At 60.5% G+C, this 24,114-nt stretch carries 21 protein-coding genes and 1 pseudogene; 10 read left to right on the forward strand and 12 right to left on the reverse strand.

Going from position 1 to position 24,114, the window contains the following annotated elements:
• Window positions 1-22 precede the first annotated feature (22 nt).
• From AC3IP0_RS02715 to AC3IP0_RS02725, 3 genes are all read left to right on the forward strand, one after another.
• Window positions 23-661, forward strand: a complete 639-nt coding sequence (locus AC3IP0_RS02715; protein WP_489326606.1) for an FMN-dependent NADH-azoreductase — start codon at window positions 23-25, stop codon at window positions 659-661.
• Window positions 662-967, forward strand: coding sequence for a DMT family transporter (locus tag AC3IP0_RS02720; protein ID WP_489318150.1), 306 nt, complete (start codon window positions 662-664; stop codon window positions 965-967). It abuts the gene before it with no gap.
• A 107-nt stretch (window positions 968-1,074) separates the two neighbouring features.
• On the forward strand, window positions 1,075-1,965 hold the full coding sequence (locus AC3IP0_RS02725; protein ID WP_489318151.1) for a lipase family alpha/beta hydrolase: 891 nt from the start codon (window positions 1,075-1,077) through the stop codon (window positions 1,963-1,965).
• An 89-nt stretch (window positions 1,966-2,054) separates the two neighbouring features.
• Here AC3IP0_RS02725 and AC3IP0_RS02730 read toward each other — a convergent pair whose 3' ends face one another.
• Window positions 2,055-2,942, reverse strand: coding sequence for a DMT family transporter (locus AC3IP0_RS02730; protein ID WP_489318152.1), 888 nt, complete (start codon window positions 2,940-2,942; stop codon window positions 2,055-2,057).
• Window positions 2,943-3,039: 97 nt separating this feature from the next.
• Here AC3IP0_RS02730 and AC3IP0_RS02735 point away from each other — a divergent pair.
• From AC3IP0_RS02735 to AC3IP0_RS02745, 3 genes and pseudogenes are all read left to right on the forward strand, one after another.
• Window positions 3,040-3,824 (forward strand): annotated as a pseudogene (locus AC3IP0_RS02735) (AraC family transcriptional regulator).
• Window positions 3,825-3,888: 64 nt separating this feature from the next.
• Complete coding sequence (locus AC3IP0_RS02740; protein ID WP_489318154.1) at window positions 3,889-4,197, forward strand: PsiF family protein; 309 nt, start codon at window positions 3,889-3,891, stop codon at window positions 4,195-4,197.
• 179 nt (window positions 4,198-4,376) lie between these two features.
• A complete protein-coding gene (locus AC3IP0_RS02745) occupies window positions 4,377-5,390 on the forward strand; it encodes an AI-2E family transporter (RefSeq protein WP_489318155.1) in 1,014 nt (337 codons plus the stop codon).
• Between the two features lie 131 nt (window positions 5,391-5,521).
• On the opposite strand, the gene AC3IP0_RS02750 is transcribed toward AC3IP0_RS02745, so the two are convergent.
• Complete coding sequence (locus tag AC3IP0_RS02750) at window positions 5,522-6,796, reverse strand: Hsp70 family protein (protein WP_489318156.1); 1,275 nt, start codon at window positions 6,794-6,796, stop codon at window positions 5,522-5,524.
• Window positions 6,797-7,093: 297 nt separating this feature from the next.
• Here AC3IP0_RS02750 and AC3IP0_RS02755 point away from each other — a divergent pair, with 297 nt between their 5' ends.
• The 3 genes from AC3IP0_RS02755 to AC3IP0_RS02765 all read left to right on the forward strand — a co-directional run bounded on the left by AC3IP0_RS02755 (window position 7,094) and on the right by AC3IP0_RS02765 (window position 14,263).
• On the forward strand, window positions 7,094-8,041 hold the full coding sequence (locus tag AC3IP0_RS02755; RefSeq protein WP_489318157.1) for a DnaJ C-terminal domain-containing protein: 948 nt from the start codon (window positions 7,094-7,096) through the stop codon (window positions 8,039-8,041).
• Between the two features lie 27 nt (window positions 8,042-8,068).
• Entirely contained in the window at window positions 8,069-8,374 is a 306-nt protein-coding gene (locus tag AC3IP0_RS02760; RefSeq protein ID WP_489326608.1) for a chaperone modulator CbpM, read from the forward strand.
• Window positions 8,375-8,992: 618 nt separating this feature from the next.
• Entirely contained in the window at window positions 8,993-14,263 is a 5,271-nt protein-coding gene (locus AC3IP0_RS02765; RefSeq protein ID WP_489326610.1) for a dermonecrotic toxin domain-containing protein, read from the forward strand.
• A 66-nt stretch (window positions 14,264-14,329) separates the two neighbouring features.
• Here the strand turns inward: AC3IP0_RS02765 and ureC are convergent, their stop codons facing one another.
• From ureC to AC3IP0_RS02795, 6 genes are all read right to left on the reverse strand, one after another.
• Complete coding sequence (ureC, locus tag AC3IP0_RS02770) at window positions 14,330-16,030, reverse strand: urease subunit alpha (RefSeq protein WP_489326611.1); 1,701 nt, start codon at window positions 16,028-16,030, stop codon at window positions 14,330-14,332.
• A gap of 169 nt (window positions 16,031-16,199) precedes the next feature.
• Window positions 16,200-16,508, reverse strand: a complete 309-nt coding sequence (locus tag AC3IP0_RS02775; RefSeq protein WP_489318160.1) for an urease subunit beta — start codon at window positions 16,506-16,508, stop codon at window positions 16,200-16,202.
• Window positions 16,508-17,041 (reverse strand): GNAT family N-acetyltransferase, encoded by a 534-nt coding sequence (locus AC3IP0_RS02780; RefSeq protein WP_489318161.1) that lies wholly within the window; start codon window positions 17,039-17,041, stop codon window positions 16,508-16,510. The genes AC3IP0_RS02775 and AC3IP0_RS02780 overlap by 1 nt, the downstream gene beginning before the upstream one ends.
• Window positions 17,042-17,047: 6 nt before the next feature.
• Complete coding sequence (locus AC3IP0_RS02785) at window positions 17,048-17,581, reverse strand: GNAT family N-acetyltransferase (protein ID WP_489318162.1); 534 nt, start codon at window positions 17,579-17,581, stop codon at window positions 17,048-17,050.
• Window positions 17,582-17,590: 9 nt separating this feature from the next.
• On the reverse strand, window positions 17,591-17,893 hold the full coding sequence (locus AC3IP0_RS02790) for an urease subunit gamma (protein ID WP_223447678.1): 303 nt from the start codon (window positions 17,891-17,893) through the stop codon (window positions 17,591-17,593).
• 72 nt (window positions 17,894-17,965) lie between these two features.
• Complete coding sequence (locus AC3IP0_RS02795) at window positions 17,966-18,805, reverse strand: urease accessory protein UreD (RefSeq protein WP_489318163.1); 840 nt, start codon at window positions 18,803-18,805, stop codon at window positions 17,966-17,968.
• Between the two features lie 249 nt (window positions 18,806-19,054).
• Between AC3IP0_RS02795 and AC3IP0_RS02800 the strand changes: the two genes are divergently transcribed.
• Window positions 19,055-19,759, forward strand: coding sequence for a DUF4329 domain-containing protein (locus AC3IP0_RS02800; RefSeq protein WP_489326613.1), 705 nt, complete (start codon window positions 19,055-19,057; stop codon window positions 19,757-19,759).
• Window positions 19,760-19,764: 5 nt separating this feature from the next.
• Here the strand turns inward: AC3IP0_RS02800 and urtE are convergent, their stop codons facing one another.
• From urtE to urtB, 4 genes are all read right to left on the reverse strand, one after another.
• Entirely contained in the window at window positions 19,765-20,463 is a 699-nt protein-coding gene (gene urtE / locus AC3IP0_RS02805) for an urea ABC transporter ATP-binding subunit UrtE (protein WP_489318165.1), read from the reverse strand.
• Window positions 20,464-20,589: 126 nt separating this feature from the next.
• The gene (gene urtD / locus AC3IP0_RS02810; RefSeq protein WP_489318166.1) at window positions 20,590-21,459 is read right to left on the reverse strand and encodes an urea ABC transporter ATP-binding protein UrtD; all 870 of its coding nucleotides are present in this window, start codon (window positions 21,457-21,459) and stop codon (window positions 20,590-20,592) included.
• Complete coding sequence (gene urtC / locus AC3IP0_RS02815; protein ID WP_489318167.1) at window positions 21,456-22,535, reverse strand: urea ABC transporter permease subunit UrtC; 1,080 nt, start codon at window positions 22,533-22,535, stop codon at window positions 21,456-21,458. Before urtC ends, urtD begins: the two co-directional genes overlap by 4 nt.
• Window positions 22,535-24,037 carry an urea ABC transporter permease subunit UrtB gene (gene urtB / locus AC3IP0_RS02820; RefSeq protein WP_489318168.1) on the reverse strand — a complete coding sequence of 501 codons (1,503 nt, stop codon included), beginning with the start codon at window positions 24,035-24,037 and terminating at the stop codon, window positions 22,535-22,537. Before urtB ends, urtC begins: the two co-directional genes overlap by 1 nt.
• Between the last annotated feature and the right edge of the window lie 77 nt (window positions 24,038-24,114).

Consider the following 24,114-nt stretch of genomic DNA (forward strand, 5'->3'; position numbering starts at 1 on the left):
GTTTAGCCCTGAGGAGAGACAGATGAGTAGAATTCTTGCTGTTCACGCCAGCCCACGTGGTGACCGTTCGCACTCCCGGCGTTTGGCCGAAGTGTTTCTGTCGGCCTGGCAGGCCCGCCATCCACACTCACAGTTGACCCGACGCGAAATCGGTCGGGCGCTGATTCCGCCCGTCAACGAGGCATTCGTGGCCGCTGCGTTTTACCCCGAGCCCGACGCTCGGCCGCTGTCGATGCAGGCTGACCTGGCGCTCAGCGACGAACTGGTCGGCGAGCTGCTTGGCCACGATGTGTTGCTGATATCCACGCCGATGCACAACTTCAGTGTACCCAGCGGTTTGAAGGCCTGGATCGATCAGATCGTGCGGGTCGGGGTGACCTTCGATCACACCCTGGACAATGGCGTGGCCCAGTACCAACCCTTGGTGCAGGGCAAAAAAGCCCTGATCGTCACCAGTCGCGGCGGCTTCGGTTTTGGCCCGGGCGGCGAGCTGGAAGCCATGAACCATGCCGATACGCTACTGCGCACGGTGCTCGGATTCATCGGCATCACGGACGTCACCGTGGTGGCTGCCGAGGGCGAGGAGTCCGCCGAGCGCAGCTTTGAAATCTCTGCCGCCGAGGCTGAGCAGCGCTTGTTGGCGCTGGCCGGGGAGTTCTAGGTGGCCTGGCTGTTTCTGCTGGTCGCCGCCGGGTTCGAAGTCACCTTCGCCATGGGCATGAAGTACGCCGAGGGCTTCACCCGGCTCTGGCCTTCGCTGATCACCGTGGTTGCCGCTGTGGGCGGGATCTACTTCCTGACCCTGGCCATGCGCGAGTTGCCGGTGAGCATCGCGTACCCGATCTGGACCGCCATCGGTTCGCTGGGCACGGTGTTTCTCGGTTTCGCGCTGCTGGGTGAAAGCCTGACCATGATCAAGCTGGTCTCGGTCGGGCTGATCGTGGCAGGCGTAGCGGGATTGAAGTAGGGCGGATGACCTAGACTTGTCGTTGAGTTGTCATCTTGGCTGGTGATGCTTGGCGGATGTCTTGCATCCCGCCTTGCGTCACCGCCTGACCACAAGGATGTCCGCCCATGTCGCAAGGTTCTGCCCCGCGCTACCCGCTGGTGTTGGTCCCGGGAATGCTCGGGTTCATCCGGTTGGTGCTTTATCCGTACTGGTACGGGATCGTCGAGGCGTTGCGCCGGGGTGGTGCGGTGGTGTTCGCGGTGCAGGTCTCGCCGCTTAATTCAAACGAAGTGCGCGGCGAGCAACTGCTGGCACGTATCGACGAAATCCTGCAGGAAACCGGGGCCGCCAAGGTCAACCTGATCGGCCATAGCCAGGGTTCGCTGACCGCCCGTTATGCGGCGGCCAAACGCCCGGACCTGGTGGCATCGGTGACCTCGGTGGCGGGGCCGAATCACGGCTCGGAGCTCGCCGACTACCTGCACGAGCATTATCCCCATGACAGTGTCCGTGGCCGTCTGCTGAGCTTTTTGCTGCGGATGGTCGGGGTGCTGATGGGGTGGCTGGATACCGGTTACCGCGGGCCGAAGCTGCCGGTGGATATCCATGCGTCCCATCACTCCCTCACCAGCGCTGGCGTGGCGCTGTTCAACCAACATTATCCACAGGGGCTGCCCGACACCTGGGGCGGTCACGGACCGGAGGAGGTCAACGGCGTGCGCTATTACTCCTGGTCCGGCACCTTGCAACCGGGCATTACCGATCGTGGGCGCAATCTGCTGGACGGCACCAACCGCAGCTGTCGGCTGTTCGCTAAAGCCTTCGTCCGCGAAGCCGGGCATTGCGACGGCTTGGTCGGGCGCTACAGCTCGCATCTGGGCACGGTGATTGGTGACGAATACCCGCTGGATCACTTCGATATCGTCAACCAGTCGCTGGGGCTGGTGGGCAAGGGGGCCGAGCCGATCCGGTTGTTTGTCGAGCATGCGGCGCGGTTGAAGGCGGCAGGCGTCTAGACCGCGTTATCGTTCTTCGCGAGCAAGCCCGCTCCCACATTTTGAATGCATTCCCCTGTGGGAGCGAGCTTGCTCGCGATGGCGTCAGATCAGGCAACACTGACCTTACGCCCCAACACCGTCGTCCAGCGCTCGGAAACAATCACTCCACCCAGGGTCAACACCCCGCCCACCAGGTGATACAGCGCCAGTTGTTCATGCAACACCACCGCCGCAATCAGTGCGGTGATCAGCGGCAGCAAATTGAAAAACTGCGTGGTCCGGCTCGGTCCCAAACGCACCACGGCCTGCATCCACGCCAGCGGCGCGACCATCGAAGCCAGCAGGCAGGCGTACAGCACCAGTGGAATATTCTGCAGGGTCGGGCCGACTTTCGGTGAGGCGATGAACAGCGGGAACAGCACCACCACGGCCACCAGCACCTGCAGATACAGGAGCACCAGCGGCGGCAGTTTCAGCTGCCATTTTTTCAACAGGGTGCTGTAGACCGCGTAGGCCAGGGTGGCGATCAGCATCATCGCGTCGCCCAGGTTGACCCCGTGTTTGAGCAATGCGCCAAGGCTGCCGGACGACACCACCACCAGGACACCGGCGAACGACAGCACTGCTCCGGCCAAGGCCCCCATGGTCAGGCGCTGGCCGAGGCTGATGATCGCCATGGCGAGCGACATCAGCGGCATCAGCGACAGGATGATGCCCATGTTGGTGGCCGAGGTCAGGCTCGCGGCGAAGTACGCCAGGCTTTGATAGACCGCCATGCCGAGAACACCGAGGACAAAGATCTTGCCCAGTTTCGGGCGGATCAGCGGCCAATGGGTGAGCACCGGTTTAAGCATGAAGGGCGTGAACAGCAACCCGGCCAGCAGCCAGCGGTAGAAACCGATCTCGGCGGGGAAGATCGCCCCGGCCGACATTTTGGTGATCACTGTGTTGCCGGCCCAGATAAAAATGGCCAGCAGGGGATAAGCGTATTGCATCGGGAAAAACCAGAACGTTAATGAAGGGCAATTATCCGCTTGTCTGGATGAAAGCCTATACTTCGATCCAGACAACCGGCCCCTGATGACGGACAGCATGAGCAGTAAACACATCGACCTGCTGGATTTCAGCGAACTGCCGTCGGCGGTGTACTTCCGCTACGCCGATTTCGACGCCCACGAATATGCTGCGCCCCATCGACATCCCTGGGGGACGCTGGAATACGCCGCCCACGGCGTGTTGCACATGGACGTCGAGGGCAGCCGCTTCATGTCGCCGCCGCAATACGCGGTATGGGTGCCGCCGCAGATCGAGCACAGTTTCTACAGCCACCAACCGGTCAACTACCGCGCCGTGTGCCTGGCACCCAAGGTCTGCGCCGACCTGCCGCCACGAGCCTGCACCCTGGCCATCAGCGACATTCTCAAGGCAATCCTCAAGGACTTCGCTGCCCGCGACGTGAAAATCCCCGAGCAGGCCGCCGATCAGCGTCTGGCCCAGGTATTGGTGGACCAGTTGCAACGGGCGCCGGTGCACGAGTGCTACCTGCCCTATGCCAGCGGCCCCGGATTGCTCGGGATTCTCGAAGCGTTGCAGGCCGAGCCTGGGGATAACCGGCCGCTGTCGGAATGGGCTGCACGCATCCATGTCAGCGAGCGCACCCTGGCGCGGCAGTTCGTGCGGGAACTGGGCATGAGTTTCGGTGAGTGGCGCCAGCGCCTGCGTTTTCTGGCGGCGATCGAAGCGCTGGATAGCCCGCGCAGCATTCAGGAAATCGCCTTCGACATGGGCTACAGCACCGGCTCGGCGTGTTCCAGCGCCAGGCCGGGTGTACGCCGGAGCAGTATCGCCGCAGCCATCTGGAGAACAGGAAGGTGTAACAGGGGTTGTCTACACTCCAGAACAAGGCCGCGCCCCTCGGTGTGGCGACCAGGAGAAAACTCCATGAAGATGATGCGTGTCCCTTTGTTGATGATCGGTTTGCTGCTGTGCTCCCAGGGCTTTGCCGCCAACACGGCCCAGCAAGAGAAGATGACCACCTGCAATGCCGACGCTACGGCCAAAAGCCTCAAGGGCGACGAGCGCAAAGCCTTCATGAGCACCTGCCTGAAGGCTACCCCGGCGGCAAACGATGCCGGTAAGACCTTGACCCCACAGCAAGAGAAGATGAAGACCTGCAACGCCGACGCCGCCACCAAAACCCTCAAGGGTGACGAGCGCAAGGCGTTCATGAGCGAGTGCCTTAAGAAATAACCTGTCCCTGTTGGAGCCGGCTTGCTGGCGATAAAGATGACGTGGAGTATCAGGTACACCGTGGTGTGCCCATCGCTGGCAAGCCAGCTCCTACAGGTCGCCCCACACTATCCCTAGTGCTCGCACCGGATCGCTGGCAGACTGCCAATCCTTTTTACGCCGTTCGTTTTTGAGGCTGTATGCCAACGTTTTCTCAGCGTCAAGTTTTGCTGATCATCAGCTGGGTCATCATTTTTGGCGGACTGCTGCTGGTGATTCCACTGCGGTTGCTGCCCAGCCTGCTCGCCGGATTGCTGGTGTTCGAACTGGTCAACATGCTCACCCCGCAACTGCAACGGCTGATCGAAGGCCGGCGCGCGCGCTGGCTGGCGGTGGCGTTGCTGGGGACTCTGATTGTCAGCGTGCTGTCGCTGATCTTTGCCGGTGCCTTCAGCTTCCTGCTGCACGAGGCGGAAAACCCCGGCGCTTCCCTCGACAAGTTCATGGGGGTGGTCGACCGCGCACGCGGGCAATTGCCACCGTTCATCGACGCCTACCTGCCGGCCAGTGCCGCGGAGTTCCGCGTGGCGATTGGCGAGTGGGTCAGTAAACACCTCAGTGATTTGCAACTGGTGGGCAAGGACGCGGCGCACATGTTCGTGACCTTGCTGATCGGCATGGTGCTGGGTGCGATCATTGCCTTGCAGCGTGTGCCGGACCTGACCAAGCGCAAACCGCTGGCTGCGGCGCTGTTCGAACGTCTGAGCCTGCTGGTCCAGGCGTTTCGCAACATCGTGTTCGCCCAGATCAAGATTTCCCTGCTCAACACTGTCTTCACCGGGATTTTCCTGGCGGTGGTGCTGCCGATGTTCGGTATCAAGCTGCCGCTGACCAAAACCCTGATCGTGCTGACGTTCCTGCTCGGCCTGTTGCCAGTGATCGGCAACCTGATGTCGAACACCCTGATTACCATCGTCGGTTTGTCGTTGTCGATCTGGGTCGCTGTGGCGGCGCTGGGTTACCTGATTGTTATCCACAAGCTCGAATATTTCCTCAACGCGCGCATCGTCGGCGGGCAGATCAGTGCCAAGTCGTGGGAGTTGCTGCTGGCGATGCTGGTGTTCGAGGCCGCGTTCGGCCTGCCGGGGGTGGTGGCGGGGCCGATTTACTATGCGTACCTGAAGAGTGAGTTGAAGCAGGTGGGGATGGTTTGATCTGCTTCGGATCTAGCTGTTGATCAAATTGTGGCGAGGGAGCTTGCTCCCGCTGGGTCGCGTAGCGGCCCCAAAAATGGGACTGCTGCGCAGTCCTACGGGAGCAAGCTCCCTCGCCACAGAGATTGTGATCAGTCCATGGAACCGTAGCGTTTTGCAGCCTCGATCGCCAGACCGCTACCGATACTGCCAAAAATATTCCCTTCCACATGCCGCGCCTTCGGCAACATCGCCGAAACGCTGTTGCGCAGCGCCGGAATCCCGCTCGAACCACCGGTGAAGAACACCGTATCGACCTGATCGACCCGCACATCGGCGTCTGCCAGCAGTTGGGTGACGCTGTTGCGCACGCGTTCAAGCAGGTTATCGATGGCCGACTCGAACAGAGCCCGGCTCAGCTCCACACTCAAACCGGCTTCGATGCGGTCCAGCGGCACGTGGCGACTCTCGGCGTGGGTCAGCTGGATCTTGGTTTCTTCCACTTCCATGGCCAGCCAGTGCCCGGCGCGCTGTTCGATCAGCTTGAACAGGCGGTCGATACCGCCGGTGTCTTCAATGTCGTAGCGCATGCTGCCCAGGGCCAGCTGGGATTTCTGCGAGTACACCGAGTTGATGGTGTGCCAGGTCGCCAGGTTCATGTGGTGACTGGTCGGCATGTAGGCGCCGCTCTTCATGCGGCTGCCGTAGCCGAACAGCGGCATCAGGCCTTGCAGGCTGAGCTGTTTGTCGAAATCGGTTCCGCCGATGTGCACACCGCCAGTGGCGAGGATGTCCTCGTGGCGGTTATCCACACCCCGACGCTCCGGCGACAGGCGCACCAGCGAGAAGTCGGATGTACCACCGCCGATGTCGACGATCAGTACCAGCTCTTCTTTCTCGATGGTCGACTCGTAGTCGAACGCTGCGGCAATCGGCTCGTACTGGAACGAGACTTCCTTGAAGCCGATCTTGCGTGCCACATCTACCAGGGTGTCTTCGGCTTCCTTGTCGGCCATCGGGTCATCGTCGACAAAAAACACCGGACGACCCAGCACCACTTCTTCGAATTCCCGACCGGCGGCCGCTTCGGCGCGGCTCTTGAGCTGGCCGATGAACAGCCCGAGCAGGTCCTTGAACGGCATCGCCGTGCCCAGGACGCTGGTGTCGTGCTTGATCAGCTTGGAACCCAGCAGGCTCTTGAGCGAGCGCATCAGGCGGCCTTCGTAGCCTTCCAGGTACTCGTGCAGCGCCAGCCGGCCGTACACCGGGCGGCGCTCTTCGATATTGAAGAAGACCACTGACGGCAGGGTGATCTTGTCGTCCTCCAGCGCGATCAGCGTTTCCACGCCGGGGCGCAGCCAGCCGACAGTGGAGTTGGACGTGCCAAAGTCGATACCCAAGGCACGGGCTGGAGATGCGTTGTTCATGTCTTTCAGGTTCCGGTTAAAAAACGGCCGCGCAGTGTATGTCAGTGCGCGCCAGATTCGAAGGCCAGTTATCTGCTAATTCTTCGCAGACAATGCCTTGAAAGATGGGACATCCCCCCCAAACTACCCTGCATCAACCGGACAGCCGCGGGAGTGCTCGCAAGAAGCCCCGCCTGCTGCCGATAAACTTCTGCTGCGCCGCCCGGTCACAAACCTGAGATCGGTCAAACCAATGGCTGCAAACAAGCGCATGCTGTGGCCTGTGGCGCGATTTGATAACGGATGGTGATTCCCGCGATGGACTTCAAAGACTATTACAAGATTCTCGGTGTGGAGCCGACCGCAGACGATAAGGCGATCAAGGCCGCCTATCGCAAGCTGGCGCGCAAATACCACCCCGACGTCAGCAAGGAAAAGGATGCCGAGTCCAGGTTCAAGGACGCCTCGGAAGCCTATGAAGCACTGAAAAGCGCCGACAAGCGCGCCGAATACGATGACTTGCGCCGCTATGGCCAGCACGGCCAACCGTTCCAGGGACCACCAGGCTGGCAAAGCCGTGGCGGATTCGGTGGCGGTGGTCAGGACACGGGCGATTTCTCGGACTTCTTCAGTTCGATCTTCGGCAACCGTGGGCCCGGTTTTGGTGGTGATGGACAATCGCGTCGCAGTACCGGACGTCGAGGGCAGGACGTGGAAATGGAGCTTGGGGTTTTTCTCGAAGAAACGCTGTCGACCGAATCGAAGAAGGTCACCTTCCAGGTGCCGCAGTACAACGCGGCTGGCCAGCATGTGAGCAACACCAGCAAAAGCCTGAACGTGAAGATTCCGGCCGGTGTGAGCGACGGCGAGCGCATTCGCCTCAAGGGGCAGGGCGCTCCGGGCGTAGGAGGCGGGGCCAATGGCGACCTGTACCTGACGATCCGTTTTGCACCGCATCCGAAATTCGACGTCGAAGGCGAGAACCTGATCATCACCTTGCCACTGGCACCGTGGGAGCTGGCGCTGGGCGCTGAAGTCGCCGTGCCGACCCTGACCGGCAAGATCAACCTCAAGGTTCCGGCCGGCAGCCAGAACGGCCAGCGCATGCGCGCCAAGGGCCATGGCCTGATGAACAAGGCCGGTGAGCGTGGTTACCTGTTCGTGCAACTGAAAACCGTGATGCCGAAGAAATCCGACGATGACATCAAGGCTTTGTGGCAGGAGCTGGCGAAAAAAGCCGCGTTCGACCCGCGAGAGCATTTTTGATCCCATGGAACCAAGGAGTCACTGACTATGAGCAGTCCCCTGATCGTTCAACTGGACATGGCAGAATTCTGTGAGGCGACCGAGCTGTCGGACGTCTACGTGATCGAAATCGTCGAGCACGGCATCCTCGAACCTCAGGGCGCTCAGCCCAAGGACTGGCGTTTCACCGACTACGAGCTGACCCTGGCCAAGCGCGCCGCCAAGCTGCGGCGCGACCTTGACCTGGAATGGGAAGGCGTCGCCCTGGCGCTGGACTTGCTCGAAGAGGTGCAGCAACTGCGGGCGGAGAACCGCATGCTCAAACAGAGGTTGGGGCGGTTGGTGGTGGAGTAACTCAAAGAGTGGCACCCAACCTGTGGCGAGGGAGCTTGTCGGATCGCCGCACCATCCCGTTGGGCTGTGAAGCAGCCCCAAAAACATCCAGTCAGCACATTTCAACAGGTTCAGCGCAATTGCAGGACTTGCGACCGCTTCGCGCTCGAGCGGGAGCAAGCTCCCTCGCCACAAAAGCCTCCCCTCGGCAAACGTCTAGACCTTTCTGGGCAACACCACGGTAAACGTCGTGCCATCAATCTCACGGGAACTGACCTCGATCGTCCCCTGTACATCCAGGGTCGGATCGCATTCCGGATGACCGGCGCAGGCCAGGCCCACTCATCGACGATGCGATCAACGTGTAACACGATGAATTCGGAAAGACGCATGGCGGTTACCTGTTCATGAATCGGGAACAGCGAGTCGAATAGTAGTCCCTTTGCCGAAAAAAACACGACCGCTCATGCCGAGGCACAGGCGGACATGCCAATGGCGGTAGATATATGTTTTTGGCTCCCTGATTTTCGATCCACCAGAGCCTTTTCAGGGGGCCGGCCAAGCAGCTATTTGGACTTTTGTTTCGGGTGCAGGTGAATAAGCTGGTGATTCTTTTCCTGTCATCAAGGTGATTCAAAAGTGTCTGATTTGCATGGAAGCAACTCACAGAAAATACCGGACGGATTGTCCATCGATAGTCACGGGATACATTACCGTCGTGCAAACGATGTGATCCCCGGCGCCATCAAAAATGCGCCGGTAGAGAGGTTGAAGTCCCTGCTGGCGCTCGATCCGCAATTGCCCGAGTGGTATAGCGGCGCGGGGGAAATCGACCGCCAGTACCTCAAACAGTTGATGGATGAGCGCTGGCGTTTGCAAGACGTACTGGACCAGACCCAGGGCGACTTGAAGCACGACATCAATGCCTTCGCCGAACCGTTGCTCAAAACGGCATTGCAGTCGAAATTCAACACGGTCGAGAACTTCAATGAGCTCACTGTACAACTTGAAGTGCCGAGCACGATCATTTTCGGCATCGATACCGGGGCCAGTCGTGTCCGCCAATCCGCATTGCTGGAAGCAGCGCTGCACAACTTCGAAGAGTCCGAGGCCACCGAAGGTGCGTTCCGAAACAGCTCCGGTATTTACCGCAAGGACACTCGGGGCAGTCTCAGCCTTGAACCAGCCATCACCCTCCCAGCGTTTGCAGCCTTGTGCCGAAGCCTGGACATCGGCGGGCAATACCAACGACACATCAAGTCCGTCCTGTTGCCCGAAACCCCGCAGGCACAGCGAACCTTGCAACGAGATTCGGTGGCCAGTGAAAAGGCGGCTTTTCATGTAGCCGCGCTGATTGCCAGATTGACGGGTGATATCAGTGACCATGCCTTTGGAAAAATGAACCAGGTACGTGAGGGCCGGGCAGACATCGCGCTGTACGACCAACCGTTGCAGTGTCATCGGTTGTCGCTGATGGGCTTTCGAATGACTGGCATCGTGCTGTTCAGCGCAGTCACTGAGCCATCGCAAGTAAAGCGCGAAGTAGAAGCCTTGACGCCGGCCTTGTTGAGATTCTGGATAGATTGGTCGCGGCGTATCCCTGTACTGCCGGGCCAGGAATATGATCGATTCAAACTGCTGCAAGCCTTCTTTGCCAATGGACCGCAGGGTTTGAGTGATGAGCTGTTGCGTCGCGAAGATATATATCAACAGAGTCGTTTGACCGGTCCGTTGATCGCCTATGTCCCGGATGATCCGGAGCATCCCCTCAAGGAATATCCCTCGCTGACCGCGTTCATGAAGGAGCTGCTGGGTCAGTTGAGAAATACGGATTACCAGGCCTTTTTCAGCCGCTTTGTGACGCAGAAGGACAAGGGACAGTTTTTCGCCCGGGTCAATGAACGTCTCACGACCTTCACCTGGCACGAGCGCGAGCCGCTCGACATGGGCCCGTGGTGGCGTGAAACAGCGATTGAAAACCCCGATGCAGAGCCCATCACCAACCAGATGACGGGTGATCTGTGGGTGACGCTGTTTCTGCAGCGCCGGGACAAGGCCATTGCCGATGCCAGGCTCATCGCAGTGCCGACCGACGATGAGGATGCCAACGCACGCTTCAAACGCTTGACCAGTTACCTGTCGATCGGCTGGAACCTGTTCAATTTCGCCGCAATGCTGGTTCCCGGCCTTGGCGAAGCCATGCTCGGCATCATGGTCGCGCAGATGCTCGCCGAGGTGGCCGAAGGCGTAGAGGACTGGAGCAAGGGTGACAAGGAAGAGGCCTCTGCCTATTTCAACGGGGTCTTGATCAACTTCGCGCAACTGGCACTCATGGGCGCCGGACATGTGCTGCCCGGCACCGGTGTCGCGCCGATCAAAGTGTCGCCGTTTGTCGAGGGCCTCAAACCCGTGGAGGTCGGCGGCAAAGAGCGTTTGTGGAACCCTGACCTCGGTCCCTATGAACTGCCGATCGCGTTGCCCGATGGGGCGAAGGCCAGTGACACAGGGCTGTACCGTCATCAGGATCAGGACCTGCTGCGGCTCGATGACAAATGCTACGCAGTCAGGCGAGACCCGGACACCGGCCGGTATCGGCTTAAACACCCGACTCGCGCCGATGCGTATCAGCCGCTGTTGGAGCACAACGGTGCCGGCAGTTGGAAGACCGAGCTCGACCAACCGCTCGAGTGGGACAAGGGGCAAGTACTCAGGCGTCTTGGCGCTTCGGTGGATGGATTCTCCGATGAAACCCTGGAGCAGATTCTGACCGCCAGTGGTGTGCACGAAAATGTGCTGCGCCGGCTTCACGTCGAACAGGAGACCCCTGCGGCACTGTTGGCCGATACCCTCAAGCGCTTCAAGGCCCATGCCGATGCGCAAGCCTGCGCAGAGCAGATTCTGGCCAACCGGATCGGCGAGGAATGGGCCGATTACGCCGTGCGATCCATGACCGAAATGGGCGGCTGGCCCGGCGACAAGGCCATTGAAGTCTTCCAGGGGCCGGGACTGACGGGATCGGCGATCAAGGACGGCTATGCCCAGGCGTCACCGGCCAATACGTTGCAGATGACTTGGTCTGACCTGCTGGCGGGGGCGTTGCCCGAGCGCGTGGTGGGTTTCCTTGACGAACAGGCGCTTCGCGAACTGCTCGACGAATGGTTATCCGGTGACGTGCAGAAGCGTACCGAAGCATTGCGCGAGCAATGGGCGGCACAGATGGGCCAGCGCAAGCGGCAGTTATTCGACCTTCTGTACAGTCGTCGGACCCGTTCGGACGATCCCTTGGTGAATCTGCTCAAGGGGGATTTTGCGGAGATCTCGATCAGCCAGGCGCAAGAACTGCTGGCTGAGGCGCACCCCTCGGACGTGCAACACCTGAGCGAAAAAAAACGAGTGCCTTTGCGCCTGGCGGAACACGCCCGTAAGGACGCCGAACAATTGCGGATGACACGGGCCTATGAAGGCCTTTACCTCGACACCTTGCACAGCGCTGACACCGCGCGCCTGGAGTTGCACTCCCTGGCAGCCCTGCCAGGCTGGCCGGCGGATTTGCGTCTGGAGGTTCGTGAGTACTCGTTCGAGGGCGCGTTGACCGACAGCCTGGGCCCCGTCGACGCGCCGATCCGCAAAGTGCTGATCCTGGATGAGGATGGCAAATACCAGGCACGGGACGACAGTGATCAACACCTGCACGGCGCGGACAATGTATATGCCGCGGTGCTGCATTCGTTGCCGGATTCGCAACGAACAGCCCTGGGCTTCGGCATCAACGAGGCTGCGCGGCTGGAGCAAGCGATAAAGGCACACCCGCTGGATCGTCAGGTGTTTGAGCCGATTCTGCGGGACAACCCGAACTTCAAGCCAACCTACGATCCGACCGTCATGCGCCTGCGCGGCGGCATGCGTGGCTATGCCCGGCAAGCACCGCATGGCATGGGGCTGAGGCGGCGGGCTCGTGCACTGTATCCGGATTTTACCTCGGAGCAGGTCGAGACGTTGCTGGCGCAGTTCAGCCAGGGCGAAGGTACGGTGCATGAACGACTGGCCGTGCTCGAGGCCGAGTTCAACCAGTTGAACCACGCTCTGCAACGCTGGATTAACTCGCCGACGGAATCCTTTCGTTTTTCCCCGGCGGGCGTGGCGGAGTGGAATGCGCGAAACAAAATCTACAAAGCGCTCAGGCAATGCTGGCAACGCACCGGGCCGGAGGGTATGGACGCGGCGGGTGTGGTGCGCCCGCAGTCCTTGACGCTCGACAACATTCCAAAGTTGAGCCAGCTTCTGGATACCCTGCCGAAACTGGAGGCCAACTTTGACCATGTCACCTCGTTGAGCTTGCGCAATTGCCGGCTGGGCTCCGGGCATCTGTCACTGCTCGACTCTTTTCATGAGGTGCGCTATCTCAATCTGCAAGACAATCTGCTGTCGGCGCTTCCGCAGGCGGTGAAGGACATGCGTCATCTCACTCACCTGTTTCTTGACGGCAATAACATTGAACTGGATGTAGTGGCGGTCGATCGCCTGAAGAATCTGACGCGCATGATGTTCCTGCGTTTGCGCGGCAACCCGCTGAAGCTCATTCCGAACATCAGCCGAATGCCGTATTTGCAGATACTGTTGCTGGGTGAAACGGGACTGGACAGCTGGCCTGTCGGGCTGTTTTCGCAATCGCGGCCGCGCAGTATCTATCTTGATTTGAGCGATAACCCGATCAGCCGGATACCCGAGGTCGCGCCGGGTTCATTTCGCGCAGAGCTATTGGCGCGCACCGTGATCAGTCGGTCCCCGCGCTGGATCTCGCCGGAGAATCTCGAGATCCTCAAGTCTTACATCGAGTCGGTCGGATTGGACCTGGAGCGTCCTTATCCGCCCCGTGGCGTAATCGATAGCGCGGATTGGGCGTCGGGCATGACCGAGCGGCAATGGCATATAAAACAGGAAGTCTGGAACGCGGTCGAGGATGAGTTCGATTCAGTGCCGTTCTTCAATGAAATCCGCAGGCTCACCCAATCCGCCGACTTCAAGGCCGGCGGGGCCTATCAGACGGAACTGACGGCCAAGGTCTGGCGCATGCTCGAAGCCATGGCCCGTGACAGTGAGCTGCGCATCAAACTGTTCAACGAGGCGGCAACCCCCACCGAATGCGTGGATGGCGGTACGCAACTGTTCAATGCCATGGGCGTGCAGGTGATGGTTCACGAAGCTTACGCCCTGGAGCGTGCCGACCTGATCGAAACGCAATTGCTGGAGCTGGCCCTGGGCAAGTCCCGGCTCGATGAACTCGGTGCCATTGCCCGTCGCCGGGTGTCTGAGCGGTTGGCTAAGGGGGAGCGGTTTCGCCGTTACGACGCCGATGGCGAAGTGACCGGCGCTATCGATGAAGTGGAAGTGCACCTGGCCTACATGACTGATCTGGCCGAGCGCCTGGATTTGCCTTGGCAGGCGCGGGGCATGCAGTTTCGCAAGATCGCCGAAGTCAACAAGGAGATGATCGAGGCAGCGTTCCAGCGGATCAAGGCGCTGGAGGAGGGCGAATTGCTGATTGATCGAATCTTCGAGCAACCGCTCTGGCGAACCTGGCTGGAGTCGACTTACCGCGAGGAATTGAATGGCTTGAAGCGCCGGATCGACGCCACCATCGATTTACAGGATGCGTTGCAGAGCAGGGCCGAAGGTACGCGGCTGACCACCGAGGAAAAGGCTGCGGTGGAGGCGCAAATCAAAGGGCTGTGCAGTGAATTGGGCAAAAGTGAAACGGACTTTGCCGATGGCAAGGTGATGACTGACGAGGAGTATGTTCAAGCCTTGGATGACATCGATCTGCAGATTACGCAGTTGCTGAAAAAACTGACCCGGGAAGCGATGATCCGGGCCAGGCTGGAGCGGCTGCGGATTGAATCCGTTCAGTAACCACGGAAAAAACGAAGGCCTCTACACGCTGTGTGTGAGGCCTTTGTCTGTCATGCGGTTACTGGCTCAGAACAGGAAGTAACGCTGGGCCATCGGCAAGGTATGCGCCGGCTCACACCACAGCAACACACCGTCGGCCTTGACCTGATAGGTCTGCGAATCAACGTCGATGTTCGGCAGGTAGTCGTTGTGAATCAGGTCGGTTTTCTGCACGTCACGGCAGCCTTTGACCACGGCGATTTTCTTCTTCAAACCCAGGGCTTCGGGCAGGCCTGCATCCTGTGCGGCCTGGCTGATGAAGGTCAAGCTGGTGGCGTGCAGCGAGCCGCCGAAGCTGGCGAACATCGGGCGGTAATGCACCGGTTGTGGTGTCGGGATCGAGGCATTGGCGTCGCCCATCAGGCTGGCCGCAATGGCACCGCCCTTGAGAATCAGCGTCGGCTTCACGCCAAAAAATGCCGGGCGCCAGAGCACCAGGTCTGCCCATTTCCCCACTTCGACCGAACCCACTTCATGGCTGATGCCGTGGGTGATCGCCGGGTTGATGGTGTACTTGGCGATGTAGCGTTTGGCGCGGAAGTTGTCGTTGCCTTGACCATCGCCGGGCAGCGGCCCGCGTTGTTTTTTCATCTTGTCGGCGGTCTGCCAGGTACGGGTGATGACCTCGCCGACTCGCCCCATGGCCTGACTGTCGGAGCTGATCATCGAGAACGCACCGAGGTCGTGGAGGATGTCTTCGGCGGCAATCGTCTCGCGGCGAATGCGGCTTTCGGCGAACGCTACGTCTTCGGCAATGCTTGGGTCGAGGTGATGGCAGACCATCAGCATGTCGAGGTGCTCATCAATGGTGTTGCGGGTGAACGGCCGGGTCGGGTTAGTGGAGCTGGGCAGCACGTTGGCAAAACCGCAGGCCTTGATGATGTCCGGCGCGTGACCGCCACCGGCACCTTCGGTGTGATAGGTGTGAATGGTGCGGCCCTTGAAGGCGGCGAGGGTGGTCTCGACGAAACCGGATTCGTTGAGGGTGTCGGTGTGGATCGCCACCTGCACGTCGAACCGGTCGGCCACATTCAGGCAGTTGTCGATACTCGCCGGCGTGGTGCCCCAATCCTCATGCAACTTGAGGCCGATGGCACCGGCCTTGACCTGTTCGATCAATGGCTCGGGCAGGCTGGCGTTACCCTTGCCGGTCAGGCCGATGTTCATCGGGAACGCGTCGGCGGCCTGGAGCATGCGCGCCAGGTGCCACGGCCCGGAGGTGCATGTGGTCGCATTGGTGCCGGTAGCCGGTCCGGTGCCGCCACCGATCATGGTGGTGACGCCGCTCATCAATGCCTCTTCGATCTGCTGCGGGCAGATGAAGTGGATGTGGGTGTCGATGCCGCCGGCGGTGAGGATCATGCCCTCACCGGCGATGACTTCGGTGCTGGCGCCAATGGCGATGTTGACGTTGGGCTGAATGTCCGGGTTGCCGGCCTTGCCAATCGCTGCGATGCGCCCGTCCTTGAGGCCGACGTCGGCCTTGACGATGCCCCAGTGGTCGATGATCAGCGCGTTGGTGATCAGGGTGTCGACCACCTCGGCGGCCAGCAATTGGCTCTGACCCTGGCCGTCACGGATGACTTTACCGCCACCGAATTTCACTTCTTCGCCGTAGGTGGTGAAGTCCTTTTCCACTTCGATCCACAACTCGGTGTCGGCCAGGCGCACCTTGTCACCGACGGTGGGACCGAACATGTCGGCGTAGGCTTGACGGGAAATCTTCATGTGTTCGCCTTGGAATTCAATTGATTTTGAGACCGCTCGCATTACTCGCTATCGCAGCCTCGCTGCGCTCGGCAGCTCCTACGGGTGTTCACACTGCATTCGCGCGCCCGGCCCCTGTAGGAGCTGTCGAGCGAAGCGAGGCTGCGATCTTTTGGGAGCACCGCATTTGTCAGTCGAGATCACCCATGATCCGCCCGGCAAAGCCGAACACCCGGCGATGCCCCGCCAAATCCACCAACTCCACCTCGCGGCTCTGCCCCGGTTCGAAACGCACGGCGGTGCCGGCAGGGATGTTCAAGCGCATGCCACGGCTGGCGGAACGGTCGAACGTCAGGGCGTCGTTGCTTTCGAAAAAGTGGTAGTGCGAGCCGACCTGGATTGGCCGATCACCACTATTGGCGACTTTCAGACTGATCGTGCGCCGGCCGACGTTGAGTTCGATCTCGCCGGGCTGGATCTGATATTCACCGGGAATCATCAATGGGCTCCTTGGAGAATCTTGTAGTACAGGGCGGTCGGCTTGTAGCGGCCGGTCGGGTCGCAGGCGTAGTCGGGGATCTCACCGGCGCGGGTATAGCCCAGCGATTGGTAGAAGTCTTCGGCGGGCGAACCGGCTTCGGTGTCGAGGTACAGCATGCCGCGCTTTTGCTGCAGGGCAGCCGCTTCCAGAGCGCTCATCAGTTGCTGGCCCAGGCCACGACGCCGCGCATGTTCGCGCACCAGCAGCTTCTGCACTTCGGCACGGTTAAGGCCGTTGGCTTTCTGGCACAGGCTCAGTTGCACGCTGGCCTGCACCTGCTCGTCCTTGACCACCACCCACAGCAACACATTGCCTTTGTTCAGGTTGTCCTGGACCTCGTCGAACCAGGCGTGGGCCTGGGTCGCATTGAGGTCGGCCATGAAGCCGACACTGGCGCCATAACCGACGGCATCGAGCAGCAGGTCGATCAGACCCTGGCGGTAATGCGCAAAGCTTTCAACGTTGACGCGTCGCAGTTGGGCGGGGTTCATGGGCGATCACTCCTTGTTGGCGGCGGGCGGCTGCGCGCCAGGATTGAGGGTCAGTTGCATGAAGGTCAGGTCCAGCCAGCGGCCGAATTTGGTGCCGACCTGAGGCATTTGTCCGGTGGTGATAAAACCGATGCGCTCATGCAAGCGAATGGAGGCGGCGTTACCGCTTTCGATGGCGGCGACCATCACGTGCTTGCCACAGCCTTTGGCGCGTTCGATCAGCACATCCATCAGTTGCGGACCGAGGCCATTGCCGCGCTGGTCGCTGCGCACATAGACCGAGTGCTCGACGGTGTGGCGGAATCCGTCGAAGGATCGCCAGTCGCCGAACGAGGCGTACCCGAGCGCCGTGTTGTCGGCATCGACAATCACCAGAATCGGATAAGCCTGGGATTGCCGGGCGTTGAACCAGGCCTGGCGGTTGCCGAGGTCGACCGCCTGCTCGTTCCAGATCGCCGTGGTGTTGAGCACTGCGTCGTTGTAGATGTCGCGGATGGCTGGCAGGTCGGCATGCACGGCATCGCGGATGTGGTAAGTCATGGCGCGGCCTCAGGCGATGGGTTGGTGGACGGTGACCAGTTTGGTGCCGTCGGGGAAGGTGGCCTCGACCTGGATTTCCGGGATCATTTCCGGGATGCCTTGCATCACTTGTTCTCGGGTCAGCAGGGTGGTGCCCAGGTGCATCAGGTCGGCCACGGTCTGGCCGTCGCGGGCGCCCTCAAGCAGCGCGGCGGAAATGTAGGCCATGGCCTCCGGGTAATTGAGTTTCACGCCGCGAGCCAAACGCCGCTCGGCCACCAGGCCGGCGGTGAAGATCAGCAGCTTGTCTTTTTCGCGTGGGGTCAGGTCCATCGTAGACATCCATCTGGGCAGATTAAAAAAGTGTTGGATCTGTGAATACAAATCCCCACAGAAAAGCATGATTCAGGTATTCCATATTCTGGGTGGTACGGCTTCGCGACCCAGCAGGGCAGGGCGTAGCAACTTCCAGAGTTCAATCAGCCATCCCTGCGCCAACAACGCTTCACTGGCCAGACACCGTGCAACCAGCAACCCCGGCAGTTGGGTCAGATCCCCGCGCACGTTGTTGTGCAGCGAGCGGCAGGTTTCCAGCAAGTCGCTATCGATTTCCCCGGTCACCAGCAACGTCGCAAACACCGGTTGCCCATCGAGCCCGATGGGCGAGTCCAGCAAACCGTCCGCCCCGACAATGCGCTGGCGTTCATGCCAGAGCAACTGGCCGTCACGGCGGATATCCAGTTGCGCCTGGAAGTGCCCGAGATCGAAGCGCTCGCCACTGGCCGGACGGCCCAGGGCCACGACGTCCCAGTAGAACAGCCTGGCATCGCCTTCAAGGTCGATGCCAGTGCTGAGTTCAGCCTGGGCGGCGCTGAAAATGATCGTCTCCTGGGGCAGCCATTCCAGTGTCGCACCGGCCGCCACCTTCAACTTCAACTGCTGATAGGCGGGGCCGGCGGCGCGATACCACTTGGCTGCGCCGGGGCTGGTGATTTGTGCCCAGGCATTGCTGCCGACGTGAGCTGAAATGTCCAGTCGATCACCGCCGGCAATCCCGCCCGGCGGGTGGACGATGATGTGCTGGCAGACTTCAGGCCCTTCGGCATACAGATGTTTTTGCACTCGCAGCGGGCCTTGGTGTCGACGCTGGACCGGGCGCGTGCTGTCGCCGAATCGGGCGTAACCCAGCTCCAGTTCGGCGTGCCAGCTGGGGGTGAACAAGGCGCCAGATGCAGGAAGAGTCATAGTCAGTGCTTATCGTGAGGACATCCCGATGATTGCAAAGGCTGTGCCGCCGGATATCTCAGCAAGAGGCGGCTATTGGGTGGCCGCGCGCACCAATAGAGGGTGCCTCGTGAAATGCGGCGCAACAAATTGGTGCTTCATCCATTTTTTAGACATACATATGTACCGCCATCCGTGCTTTCGAAGAACCCAGTATTCAAGCGTGCGCTCCGCCTTCTGCGGGGCGACTGAATAATTTGGAGTTTCTTGATGACTAGCAATACGGATCGTGAAAATGCACGCAAGCTGCTTGAGCAACTTGCAAACATACCACTGGAACAGCCACTTTCTACCGCCGCGGCGGCACCGGTGTTGCCACCTTTGAGTCAGCCCTTCGGCTCTGCGGACGAAGCCGCGTTATGGATGCACCAACATGAACGCGAGGGCGATAGGGAATATGGTGCGCTCGTTTTGTTATGCCCTGACGGGAAGTATGTCGCCACAAAACCCATCGAAGGTGAGGAGACGTCATTTGATCTGGAGCGGTTGCTGGCATACAACCGTGAGACCCGGACGATCACTCACCCGGAGGGGTACCTTTGCGTAGGCCGCTATCACAGCCATCCGGAATATGCCGAACAGACCGCGCGGGCTCATCCTGATTACAGCGAAGACCAGATCAAGTTGCATCAGGCGCTGCCTTCGATAGCCGATCTCGATATCACTTTCAGGCATGTCGACGTCTTCAAAAACAATTACATTTCAAGTCACGATGGTTCTCTGGTGGTCTACTCCATCAATCCACAAAACGCATCCGGCTATGCTGGATTCAGACTGGGTTCCACGCCCGAAAGTAAAATCAAGAGGATCGTGACCATTGGCCAAATGCGTGTCCTCGATCCAGGCACGGTCTGGGGTGGATTTACCGGCCCGATCACGGCTGATTGGGTCCTCCGCGGATCTGCTGGACAGTAAACGACTCAGATCGTAACCAGTCCGCGCACACCTTCGGCCTCCATGTTTACGCCGCGACCCTGTTGCACGATTTCGCCCCGGGACATCACCAGATACTGGTCGGCCAGTTCGGCGGCGAAATCGTAGAACTGCTCCACCAACAGGATTGCCATGTCGCCCCGCGCCGCGAGTTTTTTGATCACGGCTCCGATCTCCTTGATCACCGACGGCTGGATGCCTTCGGTGGGTTCATCGAGGATCAGCAGGCGAGGGCGGCTGGCCAACGCGCGGCCGATGGCCAGTTGTTGTTGCTGGCCACCGGACAGGTCGCCGCCACGGCGTTGCTTCATCTGCAGCAGCACCGGGAACAACTCGTAGATGAACGCCGGCACTTCCTTCGCTTCGCTGCCGGGGAAGCGCGACAGGCCCATCAGCAGGTTTTCCTCGACGGTCAGGCGGCCGAAGATTTCCCGGCCTTGCGGCACGTAGGCGATGCCCGCGTGCACGCGTTGGTGCGGTTTGAACGTGGTGATCGGCTTGCCTTCCCAGTTCACTGCGCCTTCCTTCGCTGGCAGCAGGCCCATCAGGCATTTGAGCAGGGTGGTCTTGCCCACGCCGTTACGGCCGAGCAGGCAGGTGACTTCGCCGACCTTCACGTCAAACGTCAGGCCGCGCAGGATGTGGCTTCCGCCGTAGTACTGGTGCAGTTTTTCGACTTGCAGCATTCTCAAACTCTCCTCAAATCTCCTGTAGGAGCTGCCGAAGGCTGCGATCTTTTGATCTTGATCTTCAAAGCAAGATCAAAAGATCGCAGCCTCGTTTCACTCGTCAGCTCCTACCAGGGATGAAACTCAGCGACCGAGATAAACCTCGATCACCCGCTCGTTGTCCTGCACCTGCTCCAGCGACCCCTCGGCCAGCACGCTGCCCTGATGCAACACCGTGACGTGGTCGGCAATCGAGCCGACGAAGCCCATGTCGTGTTCCACCACCATCAGCGAGTGCTTGCCGGCCAGGCTTTTGAACAGCTCGGCGGTGAATTCGGTTTCGGCGTCGGTCATGCCCGCCACCGGCTCATCGAGCAGCAGCAGTTGCGGGTCCTGCATCAGTAACATGCCGATCTCCAGGAACTGCTTCTGACCGTGGGACAGCAAACCGGCGGGGCGATTGACCGATGAGGTCAGGCGAATGGTCTCCAGTACTTCGGCGATGCGGTCCTTTTGTTCGCCATTCAAGCGAGCGCGCAAACTGGCCCACACCGACTTGTCGGTTTTCTGCGCCAGTTCCAGGTTCTCGAACACGCTCAAGGCTTCGAACACGGTCGGTTTCTGGAACTTGCGACCGATGCCGGCCTGGGCGATCTGCACTTCGCTCATTTGCGTCAGGTCCAGGGTTTCGCCGAACCAGGCCTTGCCGTGACTGGGGCGGGTCTTGCCGGTGATCACGTCCATCAGCGTGGTCTTGCCCGCGCCGTTGGGGCCGATGATGCAACGCAACTCGCCGACGCCGATGTACAGGTTCAGATTGTTCAGTGCGCGGAAGCCGTCGAAGCTGACGCTGATGTCTTCCAGGGTCAGGATGGTGCCGTGGCGCGTATTCAGGCCTGGCCCGACCCGATGGCCAAGGCCGATGGCATCGCGGCTGCTGCCGGCGTCCTTGTTGGGCTCCACAGGAAAAAACGCTGGTTCGAGCATGAATTCAGCGGTTGCCGTGACTCTCATTGTTCACCTCTTTTCTTCAGCAAACCGATCACGCCTTTGGGCAGGTACAGGGTCACGACGATGAACAGCGCGCCAAGGAAGAACAGCCAGTACTCGGGAAACGCCACGGTGAACCAGCTCTTCATGCCGTTGACCACGCCGGCGCCGAGCAACGGACCGATCAAGGTGCCACGCCCACCCAGTGCCACCCAGACTGCCGCTTCAATAGAGTTGGTCGGCGACATCTCGCTCGGGTTGATGATCCCCACTTGCGGCACGTACAACGCACCGGCCAGGCCGCACAACACGGCGCTCAACACCCACACGAACAACTTGAAACCGCGCGGATCGTAGCCGCAGAACATCAGGCGGTTTTCCGCATCGCGCAGTGCGGTCAGTACCCGTCCGAATTTGCTTTGCGCCAGGCGCCAGCCGATAAACAGGCTCGCCACCAGCAACAGCACCGTGGCGAAAAACAGCACGGCGCGGGTGCCTGGCTCAATGATGCCAAAGCCAAGAATCGTACGGAAGTTGGTGAAGCCGTTGTTGCCGCCAAACCCGGTTTCGTTGCGGAAAAACAGCAGCATGCCGGCGAAGGTCAGGGCCTGGGTCATGATCGAGAAATACACGCCCTTGATCCGCGAGCGGAAGGCGAAGAAGCCGAACACCAAGGCCAGCAAGCCCGGCGCCAAAACCACCAGGCACAGGGTCCAGAGGAAGCTGCTGGTGCCGGTCCAGAACCACGGCATTTCGGTCCACGACAGGAAGGTCATGAACGCCGGCAAGCCATCGCCCGAGGCCTGGCGCATCAGGTACATGCCCATGGCATAGCCGCCGAGGGCGAAGAACAGGCCGTGACCGAGGGACAGCAGACCGGCGTAACCCCACACCAGATCGAGCGCCAGAGCGACGATGGCGTAGCAAAGAATCTTGCCCGCCAGCGTCAGTGTGTAGGCCGAAACGTGAAACGTGCTGTCGGGCGATAACAGCGACAGCAGCGGTAGCGCCAGCAGCACAACGAGGATCACTGCACCGACGGCAATCGAGACTTTGGGGCCGGCTTTTTGGGTCGCGGTAACGAGCAGGGGCTGGTTCATCAGTCGATCACCCGTCCTTTGAGTGCGAAGAGGCCTTGCGGACGTTTCTGGATGAACAGAATGATCAGCGCGAGGATGAGGATCTTGCCGAGCACGGCACCGATCTGCGGTTCGAGAATCTTGTTGGCGATCCCCAGGCCGAACGCCGCCAGCACGCTACCGGCCAACTGACCGACACCGCCGAGCACCACCACCAGGAACGAGTCGATGATGTAGCTCTGGCCGAGGTCCGGGCCGACGTTGCCGATCTGGCTCAGGGCCACGCCACCGAGGCCGGCGATGCCCGAGCCGAGGCCGAAGGCGAGCATGTCCACGCGCCCGGTGGGTACACCGCAGCAGGCGGCCATGTTGCGGTTCTGGGTGACGGCGCGAACGTTCAGGCCGAGGCGCGTCCTGTTCAGCAGCAGCCAGGTCAGCACCACCACAAACAGCGCAAAGGCAATGATGACGATGCGGTTGTATGGCAGCACCAGATTGGGCAACACCTGAATCCCCCCCGATAACCACGCCGGATTGGCCACTTCGACGTTCTGCGCGCCGAACACCAGGCGAACCAGCTGAATCAGCATCAGGCTGATACCCCAAGTGGCGAGCAGGGTTTCCAGCGGACGGCCGTAGAGGTGGCGAATCACTGTGCGCTCCAGCGCCATGCCGATGGCCGCGGTGACGAAAAACGCCACGGGCAGTGCGATCAGTGGATAGAACTCGATGGCCTGCGGTGCGAAGCGCTGGAACATCAGTTGCACCACATAGGTCGAGTAGGCGCCGAGCATCAGCATCTCGCCGTGAGCCATGTTGATCACGCCGAGCAGGCCGAAAGTGATCGCCAGTCCCAGGGCGGCGAGCAGCAGAATCGAGCCCAGGGACATGCCGCTGAAGGCCTGACCCAGGAGTTCGCCGACCAGCAGTTTGCGTTTGACTTGAGCGAGGCTGGTTTCGGCGGCGGTACGCACATTCGCGTCGGTTTCAACGCCCGGCTCCAGAAGGTTTTCGAGGCGGGTACGGGCCAGCGGGTCTCCGGTTTCGCCGAGCAGACGTACCGCGGCGAGGCGCACGGTCGGATCGCTGTCGACCAGTTGCAAATTGGCCAGGGCCAGGCTGAGGGCGGCATGAACGCTCTCGTCCTTCTCGCCTGCCAGTTGCTGGTCGAGGAATTTCAACTGCACCGGCTTGGCGCTTTTCTGTAGTTGCTGCGCGGCGGTCAGACGGAGTTTGGAATCGGCGGCGAGCAATTGATGACTGGCCAGGGCGGTGTCGATGAGACCCCGCAGGCGGTTGTTCAGACGCAAGGTTTTAGGCTGGCCGTCGACGGTCAACTCGCCTTGTTGCAGGGCGTTGATCAACTCGATACGGGCCGGATCGGGCTGCGCGGCCCAGGCTTCCAGCAGCCTGGCTTGCTGCACGGGATTGGCGGCGACGAAGTCTTCGGCGTCACCGGCGTGGGCGGTCATCGGCATCAAGAGTGCGATGGCGAGGAGGAAGCGGTAAAGGGCAGTGGGCATAGAGAGTCGCCTTGCTCGGACTAAATGTGGGAGCGGGCTTGCTCGCGAAAGCGGTGTGTCAGTCACATAAATGTTGG

This window comes from Pseudomonas sp. GL_103, assembly GCF_057835175.1.

Bases quoted from the DNA above. Each gene is read 5' to 3' on its own strand.
- AC3IP0_RS02715 (WP_489326606.1), top strand. From the start codon at position 23: ATGAGTAGAATTCTTGCTGTTCACGCCAGCCCACGTGGTGACCGTTCG.
- AC3IP0_RS02725 (WP_489318151.1), top strand. From the start codon at position 1,075: ATGTCGCAAGGTTCTGCCCCGCGCTACCCGCTGGTGTTGGTCCCGGGA.
- AC3IP0_RS02730 (WP_489318152.1), bottom strand. From the start codon at position 2,942: ATGCAATACGCTTATCCCCTGCTGGCCATTTTTATCTGGGCCGGCAAC.
- AC3IP0_RS02740 (WP_489318154.1), top strand. From the start codon at position 3,889: ATGAAGATGATGCGTGTCCCTTTGTTGATGATCGGTTTGCTGCTGTGC.
- AC3IP0_RS02745 (WP_489318155.1), top strand. From the start codon at position 4,377: ATGCCAACGTTTTCTCAGCGTCAAGTTTTGCTGATCATCAGCTGGGTC.
- AC3IP0_RS02750 (WP_489318156.1), bottom strand. From the start codon at position 6,796: ATGAACAACGCATCTCCAGCCCGTGCCTTGGGTATCGACTTTGGCACG.
- AC3IP0_RS02755 (WP_489318157.1), top strand. From the start codon at position 7,094: ATGGACTTCAAAGACTATTACAAGATTCTCGGTGTGGAGCCGACCGCA.
- AC3IP0_RS02760 (WP_489326608.1), top strand. From the start codon at position 8,069: ATGAGCAGTCCCCTGATCGTTCAACTGGACATGGCAGAATTCTGTGAG.
- ureC (WP_489326611.1), bottom strand. From the start codon at position 16,030: ATGAAGATTTCCCGTCAAGCCTACGCCGACATGTTCGGTCCCACCGTC.
- AC3IP0_RS02775 (WP_489318160.1), bottom strand. From the start codon at position 16,508: ATGATTCCCGGTGAATATCAGATCCAGCCCGGCGAGATCGAACTCAAC.
- AC3IP0_RS02780 (WP_489318161.1), bottom strand. From the start codon at position 17,041: ATGAACCCCGCCCAACTGCGACGCGTCAACGTTGAAAGCTTTGCGCAT.
- AC3IP0_RS02785 (WP_489318162.1), bottom strand. From the start codon at position 17,581: ATGACTTACCACATCCGCGATGCCGTGCATGCCGACCTGCCAGCCATC.
- AC3IP0_RS02790 (WP_223447678.1), bottom strand. From the start codon at position 17,893: ATGGACCTGACCCCACGCGAAAAAGACAAGCTGCTGATCTTCACCGCC.
- AC3IP0_RS02795 (WP_489318163.1), bottom strand. From the start codon at position 18,805: ATGACTCTTCCTGCATCTGGCGCCTTGTTCACCCCCAGCTGGCACGCC.
- AC3IP0_RS02800 (WP_489326613.1), top strand. From the start codon at position 19,055: ATGACTAGCAATACGGATCGTGAAAATGCACGCAAGCTGCTTGAGCAA.
- urtE (WP_489318165.1), bottom strand. From the start codon at position 20,463: ATGCTGCAAGTCGAAAAACTGCACCAGTACTACGGCGGAAGCCACATC.
- urtD (WP_489318166.1), bottom strand. From the start codon at position 21,459: ATGAGAGTCACGGCAACCGCTGAATTCATGCTCGAACCAGCGTTTTTT.
- urtC (WP_489318167.1), bottom strand. From the start codon at position 22,535: ATGAACCAGCCCCTGCTCGTTACCGCGACCCAAAAAGCCGGCCCCAAA.
- urtB (WP_489318168.1), bottom strand. From the start codon at position 24,037: ATGCCCACTGCCCTTTACCGCTTCCTCCTCGCCATCGCACTCTTGATG.